This is a genomic window from Wolbachia endosymbiont (group A) of Scambus nigricans (genome assembly GCF_947251485.1).
GTDB classification, from domain to species: domain Bacteria; phylum Pseudomonadota; class Alphaproteobacteria; order Rickettsiales; family Anaplasmataceae; genus Wolbachia; species Wolbachia pipientis.
Map to the genome: position 1 here is coordinate 752,535 of NZ_OX366356.1, position 19,035 is coordinate 771,569.

At 35.1% G+C, this 19,035-nt stretch carries 16 protein-coding genes and 6 pseudogenes; 7 read left to right on the plus strand and 15 right to left on the minus strand.

Annotated elements, in window-relative coordinates; genetic code table 11:
• Nucleotides 1–39: 39 nt before the first annotated feature.
• Nucleotides 40–381 (minus strand): hypothetical protein, encoded by a 342-nt coding sequence (locus OPR46_RS04255; protein ID WP_265042927.1) that lies wholly within the window; start codon nt 379–381, stop codon nt 40–42.
• A complete protein-coding gene (locus OPR46_RS04260) occupies nt 362–547 on the minus strand; it encodes a hypothetical protein (protein WP_265042929.1) in 186 nt (61 codons plus the stop codon). Before OPR46_RS04260 ends, OPR46_RS04255 begins: the two co-directional genes overlap by 20 nt.
• A 104-nt stretch (nt 548–651) precedes the next feature.
• On the opposite strand from OPR46_RS04260, the pseudogene OPR46_RS04265 reads away from it, so the two are divergent.
• Nucleotides 652–956 (plus strand): annotated as a pseudogene (locus OPR46_RS04265) (transposase); the annotation flags it as partial.
• Nucleotides 957–1,485: 529 nt separating this feature from the next.
• On the opposite strand, the gene folD reads toward OPR46_RS04265, so the two are convergent.
• From folD to OPR46_RS04290, 5 genes are all read right to left on the minus strand, one after another.
• Nucleotides 1,486–2,364 (minus strand): bifunctional methylenetetrahydrofolate dehydrogenase/methenyltetrahydrofolate cyclohydrolase FolD, encoded by an 879-nt coding sequence (gene folD, locus OPR46_RS04270; protein ID WP_265042931.1) that lies wholly within the window; start codon nt 2,362–2,364, stop codon nt 1,486–1,488.
• Nucleotides 2,348–2,923 (minus strand): UbiX family flavin prenyltransferase, encoded by a 576-nt coding sequence (locus tag OPR46_RS04275; RefSeq protein ID WP_010082294.1) that lies wholly within the window; start codon nt 2,921–2,923, stop codon nt 2,348–2,350. The genes folD and OPR46_RS04275 overlap by 17 nt, the downstream gene beginning before the upstream one ends.
• Nucleotides 2,916–3,182, minus strand: a complete 267-nt coding sequence (locus OPR46_RS04280; protein WP_010082293.1) for a DUF2312 domain-containing protein — start codon at nt 3,180–3,182, stop codon at nt 2,916–2,918. The genes OPR46_RS04275 and OPR46_RS04280 overlap by 8 nt, the downstream gene beginning before the upstream one ends.
• Nucleotides 3,183–3,195: 13 nt before the next feature.
• Nucleotides 3,196–4,479, minus strand: coding sequence for an HlyC/CorC family transporter (locus OPR46_RS04285; protein ID WP_265042932.1), 1,284 nt, complete (start codon nt 4,477–4,479; stop codon nt 3,196–3,198).
• A gap of 89 nt (nt 4,480–4,568) precedes the next feature.
• The gene (locus OPR46_RS04290; protein WP_006280246.1) at nt 4,569–5,747 is read right to left on the minus strand and encodes an aspartate aminotransferase family protein; all 1,179 of its coding nucleotides are present in this window, start codon (nt 5,745–5,747) and stop codon (nt 4,569–4,571) included.
• Between the two features lie 275 nt (nt 5,748–6,022).
• Between OPR46_RS04290 and OPR46_RS04295 the strand changes: the two genes are divergently transcribed.
• Nucleotides 6,023–7,195 carry an NADH-quinone oxidoreductase subunit D gene (locus OPR46_RS04295; protein WP_265042934.1) on the plus strand — a complete coding sequence of 391 codons (1,173 nt, stop codon included), beginning with the start codon at nt 6,023–6,025 and terminating at the stop codon, nt 7,193–7,195.
• Between the two features lie 760 nt (nt 7,196–7,955).
• On the opposite strand, the pseudogene OPR46_RS04300 reads toward OPR46_RS04295, so the two are convergent.
• Nucleotides 7,956–8,138, minus strand: a pseudogene (locus tag OPR46_RS04300) (IS256 family transposase); the annotation flags it as partial.
• Nucleotides 8,139–8,172: 34 nt separating this feature from the next.
• On the opposite strand from OPR46_RS04300, the gene OPR46_RS04305 reads away from it, so the two are divergent.
• The gene (locus tag OPR46_RS04305) at nt 8,173–8,319 is read left to right on the plus strand and encodes a hypothetical protein (protein WP_265042935.1); all 147 of its coding nucleotides are present in this window, start codon (nt 8,173–8,175) and stop codon (nt 8,317–8,319) included.
• A 146-nt stretch (nt 8,320–8,465) separates the two neighbouring features.
• Here the strand turns inward: OPR46_RS04305 and OPR46_RS06750 are convergent.
• From OPR46_RS06750 to OPR46_RS07020, 6 genes and pseudogenes are all read right to left on the minus strand, one after another.
• Nucleotides 8,466–8,966 (minus strand): annotated as a pseudogene (locus OPR46_RS06750) (transposase); the annotation flags it as partial.
• A 104-nt stretch (nt 8,967–9,070) separates the two neighbouring features.
• A pseudogene (locus tag OPR46_RS06755) lies at nt 9,071–9,860 on the minus strand (IS4 family transposase); the annotation flags it as partial.
• Nucleotides 9,861–9,978: 118 nt separating this feature from the next.
• A complete protein-coding gene (locus OPR46_RS04315) occupies nt 9,979–11,310 on the minus strand; it encodes a DNA recombination protein RmuC (RefSeq protein WP_265042937.1) in 1,332 nt (443 codons plus the stop codon).
• Nucleotides 11,311–11,483: 173 nt separating this feature from the next.
• Nucleotides 11,484–12,568 (minus strand): annotated as a pseudogene (locus OPR46_RS07015) (IS3 family transposase).
• Between the two features lie 209 nt (nt 12,569–12,777).
• Nucleotides 12,778–13,707, minus strand: a complete 930-nt coding sequence (locus OPR46_RS04335; protein ID WP_265042940.1) for an AEC family transporter — start codon at nt 13,705–13,707, stop codon at nt 12,778–12,780.
• 303 nt (nt 13,708–14,010) lie between these two features.
• Nucleotides 14,011–14,154: pseudogene (locus tag OPR46_RS07020) on the minus strand (N-acetyltransferase); the annotation flags it as partial.
• 16 nt (nt 14,155–14,170) lie between these two features.
• Here OPR46_RS07020 and OPR46_RS04345 point away from each other — a divergent pair.
• On the plus strand, nt 14,171–15,334 hold the full coding sequence (locus OPR46_RS04345; RefSeq protein WP_265042943.1) for a multidrug effflux MFS transporter: 1,164 nt from the start codon (nt 14,171–14,173) through the stop codon (nt 15,332–15,334).
• 27 nt (nt 15,335–15,361) lie between these two features.
• Here the strand turns inward: OPR46_RS04345 and prfA are convergent, their stop codons facing one another.
• Complete coding sequence (gene prfA / locus OPR46_RS04350) at nt 15,362–16,441, minus strand: peptide chain release factor 1 (RefSeq protein ID WP_265042945.1); 1,080 nt, start codon at nt 16,439–16,441, stop codon at nt 15,362–15,364.
• A gap of 98 nt (nt 16,442–16,539) precedes the next feature.
• Between prfA and yihA the strand changes: the two genes are divergently transcribed.
• The 3 genes from yihA (at nt 16,540) to dut (ending at nt 19,007) form a co-directional block, all read left to right on the plus strand.
• Nucleotides 16,540–17,133, plus strand: coding sequence for a ribosome biogenesis GTP-binding protein YihA/YsxC (yihA, locus tag OPR46_RS04355; protein WP_265023858.1), 594 nt, complete (start codon nt 16,540–16,542; stop codon nt 17,131–17,133).
• A 4-nt stretch (nt 17,134–17,137) separates the two neighbouring features.
• Nucleotides 17,138–18,049, plus strand: a complete 912-nt coding sequence (gene argB / locus OPR46_RS04360; protein WP_320109366.1) for an acetylglutamate kinase — start codon at nt 17,138–17,140, stop codon at nt 18,047–18,049.
• 496 nt (nt 18,050–18,545) lie between these two features.
• Nucleotides 18,546–19,007 carry a dUTP diphosphatase gene (gene dut / locus OPR46_RS04365; protein ID WP_265042947.1) on the plus strand — a complete coding sequence of 154 codons (462 nt, stop codon included), beginning with the start codon at nt 18,546–18,548 and terminating at the stop codon, nt 19,005–19,007.
• Nucleotides 19,008–19,035 lie beyond the last annotated feature (28 nt).

Genomic DNA, 19,035 nt, shown 5'->3' on the forward strand with positions numbered 1-19,035 from the left:
ATTAATCTCCTATAAAAAAAATACCCTTGCAAAATCTTGTCATCCTACCGCTTGACTTACAACCGTATGAACTTCCTGCGTTGTAAACATCAAACGGCCGATAACACAACTGTACAAATATTGAGACATAAGAGTAATTTGCACCAAGAAAAAAGATGTCATCCCAGTGCCCAGACCCCTTAGACAATGTACCATCTTTTGATTTTGTCCATTCTGGGCGGGGTTTTCAAGTTCTTTGATCTTAAATACTACATCTACTTTATCAAGATCAATGTTGACTTCTTTTACTAATGTCCTAACAAGACTACGTTTGGCTTGCCAATCTAGGTCCGATTTAACACTAGAATAAAAGCCCTTGATGCTATTTGTAATAAGATTCATTTTCTGCCGTATTCCCTTTTACCTTTTTCTTCTCTCCTTTAATCTCTTTTAAACGTTCCTTCATTTTTTTTATTGCCTGCTTAAAGTCTTCCTTACTTATAGTTAGTGCATACTTTGTTGCCGTAAAAACTTCTGGTACCCAAACAGTTGTAATAAGTATACACAATCTTTGTCAACTATTTTCGGCACTGGTATATTGACCTTACCCAGAAAAAGTGGAGAGAAAGAAAAGAGTTTTTTTTGGTAAAATAAAATTTTGGAGGATTAGAAATGGCAAGAGAATATACGGCAGAATTCAAATTGGAAGCTGTTAAACTGGCAAATGAACAAAGAAAGGTAGGTCAACCAGTTGCAAAAGTAGCAAGAGATCTAGGAATAAGGGATAGTGTATTAGGAAAATGGATGAAGAAATATAACGAAAAAAAGTCAGCGGCAAATGCATTTCCAGATGTAGCACCTTATGACAAAGAGAGATTTGATTTACAGAAAGAGTTAGCAAAAGTAACAAGAGAAAGAGACATTTTAAAAAAAGCCCTGGCCAGTCAAAAAGAGTAAAATATTTTTTTTTAAAAGAGCTATAACTATTGCATTCCAGAACAATTTGATGCATCATTCTTTTTGTAAAAAACATTCCACACTTTCTCTCCACTTTTTCTGGGTAAGGTCAGATACTATAAACTATAAAAAAATTTCTCCGATAGTTCATATAGCAAGTAAATTCACAAAATGAAGACTATTATTTTTATTACAGGTGTATCTACGGTTGGAAAATCAAGTTTGGCTCATATATTAGGTTCAAAGCTTTTTATGCCTAGAAACTTTGCAATTCCACTAACTATAGCTAACCCAAGAAAGGTTTCCCTACGTCATACCGCCGCGGTATCTCAGCATAGATTCCGCTAACGAGTAGCGGAATGACGAATTTGTTGTTTTTCAAATTGTAGGTAAACCTAAGCCACTTTAGCTGTACTTGTAGAGAAAAAAGAATAGATGATGATCCTAAATATTTAATAAATTTGACTACTGAGGAATTTCAAAAATCTCAATTTTTTATTAATTGTGATATGGTACATTCTATCTTCATATAGCTTTCCTCTTCATACCTCAACTAATGAAATCAGAAGCATCAACTCCCTTTTGCAAGCAAGCAGCAATAACAGTGTTCATCATTAGAAATGCAATGGTCATTGGGCCAACACCCCCGGGTACTGGGGTCATAGCTTTGGCTTTCCCTTTTATTCCTTCAAAGTCAACATCACCTACAAGCTTTCCTACGTTAACGCTATTTATGCCAACATCGATCACTATTGCACCTTTCTTTATCCAGTCTGCTTGAACAAAATTTGGCTTTCCGACTGCTGCAACTACTATATCCGCTTTAGAGCAATATTCAGCTAAATCCTTGCTTTGTGAATGCAAGATGGTGACAGTGCAGTTTTCTTGCAATAGCAGGTAAAACGTTGGCTTGCCCACGATATTTGACCTACCAATTACCACTGCGTTTTTACCGGAAAGGTTCTCTTCAATTGACTTAATTAAATGCAAAGAACCTTTAGGAGTGCAAGGTATAAGACAGTTTTTTTCACCTTTAACTAATTTGCCAACGTTTTCATCATGAAAGCCATCTACATCTTTTTCAACACTTACTGTGTTAATTACTCTGCTTGCACTAATATGATTTGGTAAAGGCAACTGTACTAAAATGCCATGCACAGATGGATCTTCATTTAACTCATTGATTTTCTCAATCAATTCATCTTCTAAAATATTATTAGGCAAAACAATGGTCTCAGAACTTATGCCTATTGATTCTGCTTTTTTCTGTTTGTTGCGAACATAAACCTGACTTGCTGGATTGCTACCCATGAGAATTACTTTCAGGCAAGGAAAAATGTTATACTCTCTCTTTAAAATATCAATTTTTTGTGATAGCCTCTCACATAGGTCGTTTGCTATTTTTTTACCATCAATAATAATTGTCACTTCCTTGCCACTCCTTAAAGTCGGGTAATTTGATATCAAATAAATCCAATACTTTGCCAACAGAATGATTAATAATATCATCCAACGATTTCGGTTTAATATAAAAAGCAGGCACTGGTGGAGCAATTATTGCTCCCATCTCCGTTAATTTTAACATATTTTGTAAATGCCCAAGATGCAGTGGTGACTCTCGCACCATAAGAACTAACTTTCTTCTTTCTTTTAGCGTTACATCTGCAGCCCTTGTCAATAGATTGGAAGTAACACCTGATGCGATTTCAGACATTGTCTTCATAGAGCATGGTGCTACAATCATCCCTGAGGTTTTAAATGAGCCGCTTGCTATTTTTTCTCCAATCTTTTCTTCAGAATAGTAAAAATCTGCAAGTGATGTAATATCTTCAAGTTTTTCTTTAATCTCGTGAGCTAAAGTTACTTTCCCAGCACGACTTATCACTAAATGAGTTTCATAATCGACGTCTTTCAACGCTTCTAAAATACGCACACCGTAAATAGAACCAGATGCTCCACTTATTCCAATTACAATTCTGCTATTCACTTAACTCTTCTTCGTAGCTCATTCCCAATGCACGTTTATAGGTATCAAGCAATATTTCTTGTTCCTCTCTGTCATCATCATCCATCTTCCTCAGCCTAATAATTTGTTTCATCACTTTTATATCCCAACCTTCATCTGCGGCTTTTGCATATACATCACGAATGTGATCTTGCACATCCCTCTTTTCTTGTTCAAGTTTTTCGATTCTCTCTATGTAACCCTTCAACTCTTCAGCCGTTATTTTTACTGTATCTTCCATGAAACTCCACTAATTAATTGCTGCCACTAATATTACCAATTTTTACTTGCACTTCAACAACAGTAGTAATATTTTTATCTTTTTTTAAAATCTTAAAGCGAAAACCATACATGGAAAACTCCTCGCCTTCGTCAGGAATGCGCTCTATTTCATTCACAATCATACCTGCTAGAGTTGTAGCTTCTTCATCAGGGAGATTCCAGTATAACTGCCTGTTAATGTCCCTAATAGTAGATTTTCCTTCTATGTGATACATATTATCAGATATTTTCTTTATAAAATTCTCCGTAATCAAATCATGTTCATCCGAAATTTCTCCAACTATTTCTTCCAGTATATCCTCAAGAGTTACAATTCCCTGCAGTGCTCCATACTCATCAATAACAAATGCAAGGTGTTTCCTGTTCTTACGGAAGTTGTGAAGTTGCACGCTGAGCGGTGTACTTTCTGGTATGAACCAAGGCCTTGACATAACTTGGGTAATGTCAACTTCTTCCGCTTTATTATTCTTTTCACGCAAAGCATTTATTAGAGCTTTCACGTGAATTACACCTACAATGTTATCTGGTTCCTTCTGCCATAAAGGTACTCTACTGTGACTGCTGGTTAAAATCTCTCTTATTAACTCTTCTTTATTCCGATCTATATCAAGAGAAAATAGGTTTCTTCTATGGGTCATAATTTGTGATATCTCTGTCTCAGCCAAATCAAGTATGCTGCTTAGCATATCTAAATCCTGTTGCAACATAGTTCCTTCACTGCGGTGAAGAGTAATCATATTACGCATTGCATCCGCTGCAGATATCACTTCCTTATCTTTATGCAGCCCACATAATTTTAGGATGAGGTTAACAATAAATTGAATACCTAGTGTCAATGGAGAAAAAATCTTTACAAAAAACAATACAAAATAAGCAGAAAATGATGCAAATTTTTCAGGATTTTGAATAGCATAAGTTTTTGGTAGAACTTCGCAGAACAATAAAATACAAAATGTCATTATAATTGTTGATAGGAGAATGCCCTCATTTCCAAAAAGATTGATAAATATTGCTGTAAATAAAGCAGAGCAAGTAATATTAATAATTGTATTGCCGAGCAATACCGTTCCTATTGTCAATTCTTTCCTATTTAATAAGCGATCTATTACCCTGGCTTTTTTGTTACCGTCTAGCTTTAGCTTATTAACTCGAGAACGGCTAATTGAGGTTAAGCCTATTTCTGCTCCTGAGAACAAAAACGATAAAACTAACAAAACAAAAATTGCTGATGATACTAAGACCAATAACCAATCCATTAAAGTACGATGTTATTGTGATAAAAAATAAAATTAATTTTACATGTTATGAGAGGCATTTGCAATGCCTAAACTTATATTGCCGAATTTTATATACCTTTAATCTTAAAAAACAAATCATAAAGCATATTACACGCTGCGTTCACATGCTCATCCTCAATGATAAGTGGTGGGGTTACCCTTACTACTTTGTTGTTTAAAACCCTAGTTATTATTAAACCTTTATCAAGAGATCGACTAATAATTTTATCAGCTACAAGAGTTGCTAGTTCTATTCCCATTAGTAACCCTTCTCCACGAACTTCTAAAATCATCTCAGGAAATTCTTTAGCTAAAAGCAACAGCTTTTCTTTTAAATATTTACTAATTCTTTTAACATGATCAAAAAAGCCTTCTTTTAGCATTATATCGAGCACTGCATTACCAACAGTCATGGCAAGTGGATTGCCACCATAGGTTGATCCATGAGTTCCTGGAGTAATTGCTTCTGCTATATAATCTTTCACTAAACATGCAGCTACAGGAAAACCGTTACCCATAGCCTTCGCACAGGTTAGCATATCAGGTTCAATGCCGACATTTTGATAATGAAATAAAGAACCGATGCGTCCATATCCGCACTGCACTTCATCAAAGCACAAAATTATTCCTTGAGCTTTTGTTATTTCCCTTACTTTTTGAAGATATTCTACGTCTAGTGGATATACTCCACCTTCGCTTTGTATGGGCTCTAAAAATACAGCAGCTATTTCATTGTTGATTTTTTCTTCTAATGCTTTAATGTCATTTCTTGGCACTTTATCAAAACCAGAAAGGAGCGGAGCAAAACCTTCGCGTGATTTTTCATTGCCTCCAGCAGAAATTGCAGCAATACTGCGGCCATGAAAGCCTCCTTCAATTGTAATAATACGATTACGTTTTGCTTGCCCTTTTGAATAAAAGTAACGACGAATAAACTTAATTGCAGCTTCTGTTGCTTCAAGCCCACTTGAGCAGAAAAAAACTTTATCTGCAAAAGTAAGGGTTGTTAAACGCTCGGCAAGCCTTTCTTGCTCGGGAATAGTGAAAATGTTAGAGCAGTGCCATAATGAGCTCGATTGCTCTTTCAGCTTATCTGTAATGTATGGATGACAATGCCCTAAAGAAGTTGTAGAAATACCTGCAGCAAAATCTAAATATTTTTTACCATCTTTATCAAAAAGATATGCCCCTTCTCCCCTGACTATAGGAGTGTCAAGTCTATTATACGCATTAACAACATGATCCATTTTATAAGTATTGTGGTATTATCTATACTATACCTGAAATGAATCCATTAACACAAAGCTTTTCCTTTAACCTCTTATGCTACTTCAACTAAAAATTTGGCTAATGCAAACCTTTTTTGTCATTCTATAGCTAAAGTGACTTGGTTTTACCAACACTTATTAGCCATTGTAAAAGTTTTTGTTTCTATTTAATGATAGTTGTAGCCTATGCAAGAAGTTTATTGACTTTGAGCGCACTTTAGCCTATACAATTTTAATATCTTAAACTACTGGACATGCCCGATCTAAAGACAATGATGTTAAATTTTGGACCTCAGCACCCAGCTGCACATGGAGTGTTGCGTCTTGTTTTAGAGATGGATGGTGAAGTGATCGAGAGGGCAGATCCCCATATTGGGCTTTTGCACCGCGGTACTGAAAAATTAATAGAACATAAAACGTATCTTCAAGCTTTGCCTTATTTTGATCGCCTTGATTACGTATCACCAATGTTACAAGAGCATGCATATTCACTTTGTGTGGAGAAATTGTTGCAATGTGAAGTGCCAATTAGGGCAAAGTATTTACGTGTCTTGTTTTGTGAACTGACGAGAATACTAAATCATTTACTGAACGTTTCTTCTCAAGCACTTGATGTTGGAGCAATGACCCCTCTTTTATGGCTCTTTGAAGAAAGAGAAAAAATACTGGAATTTTATGAAAGAGCTTCAGGTGCAAGGTTTCACGCAGCTTACATCAGGCCAGGTGGAATTGCAGCAGATGTTCCAGAAGATTTGATTGAGGATATTGCAAAGTTTATAGAGCAATTTCCAAAATATATAGACGATGTTGATGAACTTTTAACAGAAAATAGGATATGGAAGCAACGCACTGTAGGAATTAGTGAAATATCAATTAAACAGGCACTTGATTGGGGCTTTAGTGGCCCAATGTTGCGCGCTGCTGGGCTTGCTTGGGATTTGCGAAAAAGCCAGCCATATGAGATATATGATCAACTAGATTTTGATATACCGATCGGCCAAAATGGCGACTGTTATGACCGTTATCTAGTTAGAATGGCAGAGATTAGGCAATCTATCAGTTTGGTGAAGCAGTGCATAGAGAAAATGCCTGAAGGGCAAATAAAAACTGAAGATAGAAAAATTTCTCCACCGTCAAGAGCAGAGATGAAAAAATCTATGGAAGCTCTGATTCACCATTTTAAGCTCTATTCAGAAGGATATCACGTACCAGAAGGTGAGGCTTACGCAGTTGTTGAGGCACCAAAAGGTGAGTTTGGAGTGTATATAGTTTCAGATGGTACCAATAGACCTTATAGGTGCCGAATAAGAGCACCTGGCTTTGCGCATTTACAAGCCTTAGACTTTATGGCAAAAGGACACATGCTTGCTGACGTTGCAGCAATTATTGGCTCACTCGATATAGTTTTTGGTGAGATTGATAGGTAATCATTGGTACCCGTTCAGGCAATGGCGTCATGCAAGTAGCTGACACATAACTGTACGAACATTTGTTTGCAAAGGCAGTATGTTAAGTGTTATAGCCGATTTTGCCTCAAACACAAAGGCAGTGCCTTGACTACTTGGATCCAGAAAAATTGATTGTGTACTATACAACATTTTTGATCAAAAGCGTAACCGTTCACTGTTAGACTGCATTCTGTGATTTTTAGCAAAACATGATCTTTCATTTGAGCTTCCTTCAATTTAAAATAAATACAGAAAATTGCTGCCTATAGCTAAACTGACTTAGATTTACCAACAATCGTCATCCCGCTACTTGTTAGCGGCTAAGAGATACCGCGGCGGCATAGCTATCTTCAAAAATATGGTTGAATAATTGTGTGTATAATTATTAATATTTTTAAACACTTTGGCTATGGCTTTATCTAAGTTTCTCGACCCTAAGCTGGATTTAACCTTCAAAAAAATATGTAGGGTCAAGAACTGGCGCGCCTACTTTAGGGTTTGGTGGCTGATCCATTGTTTTCACAATAGGCCTCAATCCAAATTCCCATGTTAACGTTTCCAGCTCCAGCCTCGTCAAACGCAGCATCCGCACTACGCTTTCCTAGCAGATTCTTTACCAAAGTTTATAACATATTGTGCTGGTGATGCTTTCGGTTTGTAATACCTTATTCTGTAGTCTGAATATAGACCCAGCGTTTTGTATATCCATTCGCTACTCCACTTCTTCCAACCAAAACCTCTCTTCACTTTCAGCTAATAAGTGATTTTCTATTTCACCTTCCAAACTTGCCTCCAGCAGCTTTTTTATAAGTGGTGTAAATGCTCCATCCCTTCCTGTTAATGGTCTGCCTTCCCTTATTGATGACAGTATATTTGCTTCCAGTTCTTTGTAATCTACCAAACCGGTAGTTCTGTTTACTATAGCTCTTTTTACAATAATCCGAACAGACCGTAATATGCTACTGGCCTGCTATAGCCATAAACACATATCTTATCGCATTCGGACTATTACAAGAAAGGCTATACTTTCTGACTCATTGTCAAACCTCCATTTTTTTTATATCAATTTATTACTTTTTTTTTGGTTTGACACACTTTTTTGAACCATACGCGTCAAGTTAAGAGATTGTGAGCAAATTTAGAGAGGTTATAGCCTTTCTTGTAATAGTCCGAATGCGATAAGATATGTGTTTATGGCTATAGCAGGCCAGTAGCATATTACGGTCTGTTCGGATTATTGTAAAAAGAGCTATAAAGTGGATACTCTAGCCCTTCTACGTTTGTCTTTTAATGAAAATCGCGACCAAGTTATAGTGAGTTTTTTAAGAAATTCTTTTAAACTATTAATTTTGGTTAATACTAAAAATAACTTTCTAACCCGCCTTTTTAGCTCAATAAATGCCTTTGTTAAGCTAAGTTCTGTATTCTTTTTCACTTCTGTGCAACCAACTATGCCGTGAAATATAAGAATTGCGCACAATTTAGCATATAGTTCACATAATACTCTGCATGGCTTTCCTTTTAGCTTATCAAGCCTGATATGGCTTTTATACAATTTAAATAATAACTCAATTTGCCACCTTACTCTGTAAATCGTTAATACTTGCTCAGCACTAATTTTATTTTCTGGAACATTAGTTATAAATATTGACCAGTTCAACAATTTTTGATTTCTTTTAGAGGATGTATATCCCTGCGATCTTGCTAATCTATTAGCTTTCCTTCTTCTGGCCATAGACTGTTCTTCAGTTATAGCCTTTCTTATAATAGTCCGAATGCGATAAGATATGTGTTTATGGCTATAGCAGGCCAGTAGCATATTACGGTCTGTTCGGATTATTGTAAAAAGAGCTATAGTTTCTGACATATAATTCTTACTCTAATTTTTGCTTCTTTTCCTAACAATACCTCGTTTTCTAAAAATAACTTATCCTCTAAACATTCTAATAACTCCATTTTTTGATTTGTTTCTACATCATATATGTTGGTATCGACGACTTATGAAATAAGCTCCTATTTCATTGATTTGTTTAAAAGAACTTGGCACAAAATAACCGAGATCAGATATTAGCAAATCATTGCTTAATATATTACTTAAATGTTTCCTATATCCCTGGTCTGATCTTACCCCCTCCGTTAAATTAAGTTGGTCTATTATCTGATTCATGTAGTCGAAAACTAATTGTAACTTTATTCCAGACTTAGTATTGCTTTCATAGCCACTGTAGCTAGTACCATAACCTTTATACATCTCTTCCATACTGTTAGGTAGAGTAATATAGCTACTGTCCAATAATTTAACACTATTAAATTGCTGTAAGATTTTGCAATCAACTTGCAAGATATTTTTAAAGAGAATCACAGATTCATTATACATCCTTTTCATAAATTCCACTGCTTCTTCAGTAAATCTAAAATCCAAACCTTGTTTTGTTATATCTATCGAGTCCTCGTTTAGTAATTGACACATTGTTTCTACGCTACAATTATCAACTCCTATATTACCCAAGACCATGGCTTTTACGAATGATGAACCTTTTAGCTTTCTCTTTCTTTTTATAAACCTTGTTGTAATTGAGATTTTCTCTGCTTTTTCATTAAAAAATTCTTTGAGCTTTTTTGATAAGCAAGTTATTTTATTCATTGGTTCTCTCACTAAAAGTATATCTGGGAGAACTTATACCTTATTATTCTATCTCTTTCATACCTTTATTTCCTTAACTTGACGCGTATGCTTTTTTGAACATTCCCTGTTAAGATGCCTAATCTACTTTCAGCTCCTCAGTATGTAAACTGCGTGGTAAAGACTCTAATTCCTTTGCAGCACTTAAACTTTTATTTTTTGCATGTATACCAAGCTTATTGAATTCTCGAGCAGCAGGAAACACCCTTGCTTCAAGAGAGCCAGCAGTTTTATTATAATGATCAACAGCACTTTTTAAGCTCCTGCGCAAATTATCAAAGTTTTCACCCATTGTGCAAATGCGCTCATATAAAATATGACCTAGTTCACTGATTTTCTTTGCGTTTTCAGCTATCATCTCTTGCTTCCATCCATACGCTATTGCTCTCAGCAACGCAATTAGAGTGATCGGTGTTGCAATGATCACTTTTTTTTCCACTCCAATCTCTATCAAAGCAGGCTCATATTCCAGTGCTGCGCTAAAAACCCCCTCCCCTGTTAAGAAAAGCACCACAAGTTCTGGCGTATTTTCAAATTGATTCCAATACTCTTTTTTACCCAAATCATCTATGTGTTTTTTTATTGCCAGGGAATGGTTCTTTAATTTCTCCTTTTGTATTTGCAAATCATTTTGTGATATAGCATCCATGTAAGAATCAAGCGGCACTTTAGCATCTATTATTATTTGCTTTCCAGATGGCATTTTGATTATTAAATCAGGACGCAATAAATTATCCTCGTTTTTATCAATCACTGACGGCTGAGTAAAAAAATCGCAATACTCAATCATTCCTGCCATTTCTACCACTCTTTTGAGTTGCATTTCACCCCATTTGCCCCTAATGTGAGGTTTCCTCAGGGCATTAGCAAGGTTGGAAGTTTGGTTCATCAGCGCTCCAATTTGCTCCTTTAAACCTTCATAGGCCCCTACCCTCTCCTTTTCTAGCTCACGTATTTCATTATCGAATTTTTCTAATTTTTCTTTTATTGGAGTTACAACTTCGTTGATCGTTGCTTGTCTTTTTTTGAAATCGCTTTCCGTTTCTTTTAATTTACTATCGATTACTTCCTTTGCTAAGTTCAGAAAATTATTGTTATTTGTTTGCAAAGCATCAAGAGAGAGCGCTTTAAAAGTGTTTGTTAATCTCTCCTCTGCTTTTGTTAGTAATTCTATTTCCTTTTTCTTTTCCTCACGTTCTTTTTGCAGAGTTACTTCAAGTTCTGCTTTTTTGACCCTTAAATCAACTATTTCTTCATTCTTCGTAAGCAAAGTTTGCTTTGTTTCTTGAAGTTCTTGCTCTAATTTACATAAATTACCCTCAAGGTTTGCTTTCTTTTCGCTCAGTTTTTTTACGATAATGTAGAAAAATAGTAATAGAGAGACAACCAGAGCTATAGAATTGAAAAGCATCAGAATAAAAAAGCTGTATTTACAATTCTATATGATTTTTGTGTGTATAAGAAAGAAAAAAGGAGCACCTAAAGAGGTGACCTTACCCAGAAAAAGTAGAGAGAAAGTTAAGACGTTTTTACCATGAGAATAAATTGTGCAGGAATGCAATAGTTAATAGTAGAATGTCTACGTTATTTGTTATAAAAGATTTCTATGTATTCAAATATGGCAGTTCTGGTTTGTTGAGCGAGAAGTATCAATAAGCAGCTCCCTTTTAAGTGAACTTTTCTGCAACAGAGTTATCGTAACAACAGCCCTTATGGCTCATGCTGGAAATGATGTTTTTTGTATTCAATAGAAATTGGTGATTTTGATAGGTATACTGTGACCCTTGATCGCTATGTAACAGCAGATTTTTATCGGGCTTGCGTTTATCAACGGCCATCAATAAAGAATCTATAACTAATTATCATGTTACTCATTAACCACCATGCGTGAATATAGGTCAATTATTGCCGCCAACAACCTTCTTTAGTTTTTATGTAGGTAATCCCAAACTTTATAGCTCTTTTTACAATAATCCGAACAGACCGTAATATGCTACTGGCCTGCTATAGCCATAAACACATATCTTATCGCATTCGGACTATTATAAGAAAGGCTATATTTGGCTGATCAGTAGTAAAATTTTGATCCAATGTGTTCGGAGCCACAACTCGGTTGCTTATTTGCTGTTTTTTATTTTTGAACCTTCGTCTAAGCTTGGTTTTAATGCCATTTTCTTGCATAACACTTTGTACTGTTTTAATTTTTGCCTAAAGCTTTTAATTCAGCGTGAATTTTAGGGGCTCCATATCTGCATTTAGAAGCTTGATGTATTTTTTGAATATCTGCTAGAAGCCCTTCTTTTGCTAATTCTTTACTGCTTTTTTCCTTAGCAACCAATACCACCAGTACAAAACCCTACATAGTTCCTGTATTTTATAGCAATTTCTATATAAAAGAATACTTTACTCTTTTTCTTTGCCCAGGGCTTTTTTTAAAATGTCTCTTTCTCTTGTTAGTTCTTTTTTTAGATCAAATCTTTCTTTGTCATAAGGAGCCTTTGCCTGGAAATGCGTATGCTCCAGACATTTTTCCATCATATTTTCTTACTTAACATACTGCCATCTATACCTAGATCTTTTGCTATTTTTGTACTTGCTTGACCTGTTTCTTTAACCAGCTTAACAGCTTCTAATTTGAATTCTGCTGTATATTCTCTTCTATTTGTCATATTTTGAAAAAACGTTTTATTTTACTCCAAAAACGTCTTAACTTTCTCTCTACTTTTTCTGGGTAAGGTCAATTTACCGCCACGGCGCTAACTAGTAGCGGGATGACGGGTTACCAAATTGTAGAAGTTGCTTTAGCTATAAATTCAAGTTTTATCAATGTCTTGTGTTGTTACCCAAATAATGGTTGTGCAAGCGCTTAATTTTTTGATCAAAAAGGAACAAGTTTAGTAAAAAATAATGATATTATTAGTGGAACATAAAACAGTCCCACTGCAGTACTGATTAGAAGCAACAGAGTAGCTTTATCTGGTTGATAATTCAAAATATTAGCAAGTATTATACTGGACCCAGAAACTGGAATAATAGCCAGCAACATCAGTGCTTTATATATGCTCTCATCGTATATACCTATAACATGCTTGTCTAAAAGGACAATTCCTAAAACAAACAGTGGCCAGAATATGTACTTTGCTGTAATAGTGATCAAAGCAAGCTTCCAATCTATTTTAAAGCTTGCAATATTCGCAATGCTCACTCCAAGTAGCACCATTCCTAATGTGACAAATGTACTTCTAATGTTCATCATAACATCTGTTAAAAAAGTAGGTATTTGTATATCGTATATACTTAAAAAGAAGCCCAGAACCATCGCATAAAGCGAAGGAAGTTTGAACAACTTTAATATGCATTCTTTTGCGGTATAAATACCATTTGCAGCTATGTAAAATCCTAAGCTGTTTTCAAATAGCGCCATTCCTATATAACAAACAACATATACAGATACTGAATCTTCATCAAATAAAGCCATGGCAATCGGCAGGCCAAAATAACCCATACTTGTGCTACCCGAGCTAAATGCTAATATGTTTCTCGTGTTATCCTTAAATAAAAAAGAAGAAAGATAATACACTGATAAGGACATAGTGCTACCTATAAACCATATCAAAATCGGCAGAGAAATTACTTTTAAATTAACTTCTGTATGAGAAACTCCATATAAAATCACTATTGGATTAGCTATATAAAAGAGTATTTGAGATATAGTGTTTCTATCAATTTTAAGACATTTTCCTGCTAAATAACCAATAAATATCGTAATATAAATAGGTAGTATTTTTAGGAAAAGAGTAAAGAACATACTAGCCTATTGTGATACTTTTGACTGATAAAGTAATATTAGATCTTAAGGTATTGTAAAAGTAAACAAAATTTATTTTCCAATTTATCCAGCTCATAGTTAATTAAATTAGTGTCAAAATTTGTTTTTACATAGGACTTAAGAATGACATTTTTATGATAAAATTATGTTAAGTTTCTATAAAGCTTCTTGCATATTTTTAAATAATGACATATTTACTAAAAATTAAACTGCTTGTAGTAATTTAGACGAACTGTTGAAAAAGTAAGAGGAAATAAGTAAAGTTAGGACAGAGAGTAAGAGCTTTAACATAGTTGTCAGATTTTTCTCAATTAACTCTGGTGTCCAATTTATCCACCACCTCTTTACGTGAGGTGTTTCTAACCATTTTAATAACAGTAAAAAATGTTCTTCTTTCAACGCTTTAAATGCGATATTTTTATTCATTAATTGAAAATCTCAAATGTTACTACCATTTCTATTAATCCTGTCTCTAATTGCCAAGTTCATTGAAATTGACATTTCCGTACCTAGTTTTCCTGATATGGTGCGCTATTTTAACGTATCAGAAGGAACAATTCAATTAACTATTGCTTATAATTTTTTAGGCTTTTGCATAGGAGGGTTGTTTTTCGGTCCATTGTCTGAATGCTACGGCAGAAGGAGAATTATGATCATAGGTAACACTTTGTTATTAATCGGCGCTGTTGGTTGTGTTTTTGCACCGTCGATTTTTTGGCTTTTAATCTCTCGCTTTGTTCAGGGCATTGGTGTCAGCACATCTGTAGTTGTGTTTGCAATCGTTGCAGACAGCTATAAAGGTGACGAAGCGGTGAAATTTATTGGAATCATGAATTCTGTTCTTACAGTTGTCATGGCAATTGCGCCAGTGTTAGGCAGTTTCATCAATGAAATTGTAGGATGGCGTGGTAATTATGCAACTGTTGCAATACTTTGTTTGATCTCTTGGGTTTTGCTGCTTTTAGCGTTACCAGAAACAAAAAAGGACCGCGATATTTTCAGTTTGAAAAAAACGATGAAAGATTACAGAAAACTACTATCTAATCCGAGGTTTGTTACGTTGTCTTTGATTTCAAGCCTCTTTTCTGCTGCTTATATGTTATTCATCACTTGTGGACCTTTTCTGTATATGAAGACTTTTAGTTTATCTAGCACTATTTATGCACTACATCAAGGTGCAATAGTTGGGTGCTTCTCACTCATCAGTCTATTTGCTGGCAAAATCTTGCAGAAACTTGGAGCAATAAAGTGTGTAATTTCTGGTACGAGCGTGGTTGCTATTGGGTCTCTATTGCTTGTAATATTCAGTATAATTGTACCCCACTCTTTCTACTTAGTAACACTGTCTATGATTATTTTTTCTATCGGTTGTGCAATTTTCCAGCCAGTGATTTTTAATGCATCAATAAATGTTTTCCCTGAAATTAAAGGCACAGCTTCTTCTGCAGTCTCGTTCATTAGAGCTTTTATCATGGCTATTTTTATCGGCTTAACAAGCTACATTTACAATGGTCAAACAATTAGTGTAGCTGTTCTTGTTTTATCCGTGATAGTACTAGAACTTGTTTTTACTGTCTATCTATTGCGTTTAAAAGATCCTATGTAATTAATAAAGATATTCCATTGTAGGCTGCTAACTTTCCCCTGCCAATCTTTCTGCTTCATTACGTGAGATTAATGCCTCAATAAATTCATCTAGTTCGCCTTCTTTTATAATCTGCTCTAGCCGATGTGAAGTTAGATTAATTCTGTGGTCTGTTATTCTTGATTGTGGGAAATTATATGTTCTTATGCGCTCGGAACGATCACCAGAGCCAATCTGACTTTTCCTCATTGTTGACCTTTCCATTTCTTTTTTTTGTCTTTCAATTTCGTATAGCCTTGCCCTCAATACTTTGAGCGCTTTAGCTTTATTTTTATGCTGCGATTTTTCATCTTGCTGTATCACAACTATCCCTGTTGGCAAGTGGGTGACCCTTACTGCGCTGTCAGTTGTATTCACTGATTGCCCTCCAGGACCACTGGATCTATAAACATCTATTCGTAAGTCTTTTTCTTCTATTTTAAAGTCAACTTCTTCTACTTCAGGTAATATCGCAACAGTAGCGGCAGAGGTATGCAACCTTCCTGAAGATTCAGTTTCTGGCACTCTCTGTACTCTGTGCACTCCTGATTCAAATTTCAACCTTGCAAAAACTTCTGTTCCATTAATGAGTGCAGAAGCTTCCTTATATCCACCTATACCTGTATTAGAAATGCTTATTGGCTCGAACTTCCAATTTCTTCTTTCTGCATATTTTTGATACATACGAAATAACATTGCTGCAAATAATGCTGCTTCTTCTCCGCCTGTACCTGCTCTAATTTCTAATATTGCATTTCTTGAGTCATCTTCATCTTTGGGCAATAATGCTAACTTTAATTTTGCTTTTATTTTTGGTAATAATACCTTGTGCTTTTCGAAAAATTCTTCTTTTGCTAACTCTTTTATATCACCTTCGCTGTTTTCATCTTTCATTATTTCTTCTAAGTCTGAAATTTCCTCTTTCAGCGTGTTATATTCATCAATTATCTTGATTATTGGCCTGAGCTCAGAGTATTCCTTTGAAAGGGTAATGAATTCTTTTTGACTTAAATTGGCAGGATTTTCCAAATTCCTCTCTATATCATTAAATTTTTTCTTTAAGTCTTGTAAATTATTTTCCATATCCATATAGCACAGATCTAGCTAAGTAATATATACTGAAATAAAAAATTTCTTATATCAAGCAATAACACTATAATATACCTACTACCTTCTAGTTGAATATAATGGCAAAACAGATAACATCAAACTGCAATTTCATATTTGGAGCTTCGGACATAAAATCATTACCAAATGAGTCGGTTCCAGAGATTGCGTTTGCTGGTAGATCAAATGTAGGAAAATCCAGTCTGATTAACTTACTGATAAACAGCAAAAAAGCTGCCAGAGTTTCCTCTAAACCTGGATGCACTAGACAAATAAATTTTTACTCTATGTACAATGATAAGTTCAGGCTTGTTGACCTACCAGGGTATGGTTATTCTCATGCAGGTAAGGAGGAAATTATACAATATTTAAACTTAATTGAGTATTATCTAATTCAAAGAAGAAATCTAAGAAGAGTGTTTGTGTTGATAGATAGCAAGGTAGGATTAAAAGAAATAGACAAAGACTTCATTTATTGGTTAATATATAATAACATTAACTTTAACGTTGTGCTAACAAAAATAGATAAAGTAAGTCAAAAAAGCTTAGGTGCTGTTATAGAAGATATTCAAAGATGGATTAATAATGAGAATGTGTCAATTCATCAAATGAGCATCCGTGTTAAGCATAAAATAACCAAGGTAAGAGATGAGTTTTTCAAGTTTACAAGATAAAAAAATGAAGAGTAGTGAATTCTTAAAGGGTGAGGTATCATTTGAACAAAAAGCAGAAATATTATTTGAAGTGCTATCTAATATACCTAGCTTTGTAGGCGAGACTTTTGTCATTAAATGCGGTGGTACAATAATCTTAGATGAAACACTATTTAACACTTTTGTGCATAATGTTGTCTTGTTGAAGCAGCTTGGTATAAATCCGGTAATAATTCATGACGGAGAATATGAAATTAACTCGGTGTTAAAAGTGCTGGGTATGGACAGTAAATTTGTGAATGGTATCAGACTTACAGACAGAGACACTATGAAAATCATTGAAATGGCACTGTGTGGCTCAGTTAATAAAAAAATTGTTCAGCATATAAATTCTGCTGGTGGTTCAGCTATTGGATTATGTGGAAAAGATGGTAACTTAATTAAAGCCGAAAAAATAACCGCTACGCTTAGAGAAGATAGATCAAATAATATCGAAAAGATATTAGACATGGGGTTCATCGCTAGACCCACTGAAATCAATCCTGATATATTATTTTTTATTGAAGAATCAGATTTTATACCAGTTATTGCACCAATTGGTCATGGAAAAGATGGGGAAACATATCATATTGATGCCGATAGCACTGCAAGCGCAATCGCAATCGCAGTTTCTGCATCTAAAATGATAATCTTGAGTGACACAGATGAAGAAATAGATAAAATTGGTGGCAGGAAGATATCTGTTAAAAATTTAAATGCATCGATTGATTGTGGGAAAATTAAAGGGGAAAAATTTATTGAAAGGCTTATGGCATACGTTAAAATGGCGGAGGAATGTGCTGGAATTGTTCACATAGTTGATGGTAGAATACCTAACATTATGCTTGATTTATTTACTGAGAGTAATTCAAGCATATCGATTGTGAGTGATTTATAGCTATACTGCTTGCAACTACACGAATACCAAGAGGGTGTCATTCAAGTAGCTGGCACTGGAATGACAGCAATCTACGTCATACCGCGATTCATTCGCGGTATCTCTAGATCCCGCTAACAAGTAGCGGGATGACGGTTGTCAGGGTGTCATCCCAGTGTCTGGGCACTGGGATCCAGAAGACTTAATTTCAACCAAGTGGCTGCATAATAAGGACTAGATTCCAGACTGGAATGACATCATAGAGGCACTGGGATGACAAAAAAAGGAGCACTGAACTTGTCAAGGAATTTTATGGCCTAGCGTCACGCGCTGGAATGACATCATTTAAATTTATCACTTTTGCAGATACAATTTATAGCCTTTCTTATAATAGTCCGAATGCGATAAGATATGTGTTTATGGCTATAGCAGGCCAGTAGCATATTACGGTCTGTTCGGATTATTGTAAAAAGAGCTATACATGCTATAATTGAGTCTTCATAGATGGTAAATTGGAGTGCAAAGAAGTAAAATTAAAGTAGAAATAAAAAGATTATCACACGGAGAAGACTTGTCTCTTCCATGTTATGCAACTACGCAGAGTGCTGGCATGGATCTTTATGCTGCATTGAATGATTCTGCTGTTTTAAATCCACTTGAAAGATTACTTCTTCCAACTGGAATTGTGATTGCAATACCAAACGGTTTTGAGGGGCAAATCCGCCCACGTTCTGGTCTTGCTGCAAAACATGGAATCACTGTCTTAAATTCTCCTGGTACTATAGACTCTGATTATCGAGGTGAAGTTAAAATTTGTCTAATTAATCTAAGTAATCAGCCATACGAAATAAAAAGAGGAGATAGAATCGCACAAATCCTTATTTCTCCTGTATCTCAGGTAATTTGGGATGACAGAGAAGAATTCTGCGCAGAAGAAACCGGTCGCAATGCAGGGGGCTTTGGCTCAAGCGGCAGGTAGCTTACGAAAAAGCTTGACTATGACAGTT

Coding starts and splice junctions, on each gene's coding strand:
- OPR46_RS04285 (WP_265042932.1), bottom strand. CDS start 4,479: ATGGATTGGTTATTGGTCTTAGTATCATCAGCAATTTTTGTTTTGTTA.
- OPR46_RS04295 (WP_265042934.1), top strand. CDS start 6,023: ATGCCCGATCTAAAGACAATGATGTTAAATTTTGGACCTCAGCACCCA.
- OPR46_RS04335 (WP_265042940.1), bottom strand. CDS start 13,707: ATGTTCTTTACTCTTTTCCTAAAAATACTACCTATTTATATTACGATA.
- argB (WP_320109366.1), top strand. CDS start 17,138: ATGAAGAGTAGTGAATTCTTAAAGGGTGAGGTATCATTTGAACAAAAA.
- OPR46_RS04315 (WP_265042937.1), bottom strand. CDS start 11,310: ATGCTTTTCAATTCTATAGCTCTGGTTGTCTCTCTATTACTATTTTTC.
- OPR46_RS04280 (WP_010082293.1), bottom strand. CDS start 3,182: ATGGAAGATACAGTAAAAATAACGGCTGAAGAGTTGAAGGGTTACATA.
- OPR46_RS04345 (WP_265042943.1), top strand. CDS start 14,171: ATGTTACTACCATTTCTATTAATCCTGTCTCTAATTGCCAAGTTCATT.
- OPR46_RS04290 (WP_006280246.1), bottom strand. CDS start 5,747: ATGGATCATGTTGTTAATGCGTATAATAGACTTGACACTCCTATAGTC.
- prfA (WP_265042945.1), bottom strand. CDS start 16,441: ATGGATATGGAAAATAATTTACAAGACTTAAAGAAAAAATTTAATGAT.
- yihA (WP_265023858.1), top strand. CDS start 16,540: ATGGCAAAACAGATAACATCAAACTGCAATTTCATATTTGGAGCTTCG.
- OPR46_RS04255 (WP_265042927.1), bottom strand. CDS start 381: ATGAATCTTATTACAAATAGCATCAAGGGCTTTTATTCTAGTGTTAAA.
- OPR46_RS04305 (WP_265042935.1), top strand. CDS start 8,173: ATGCTACTGGCCTGCTATAGCCATAAACACATATCTTATCGCATTCGG.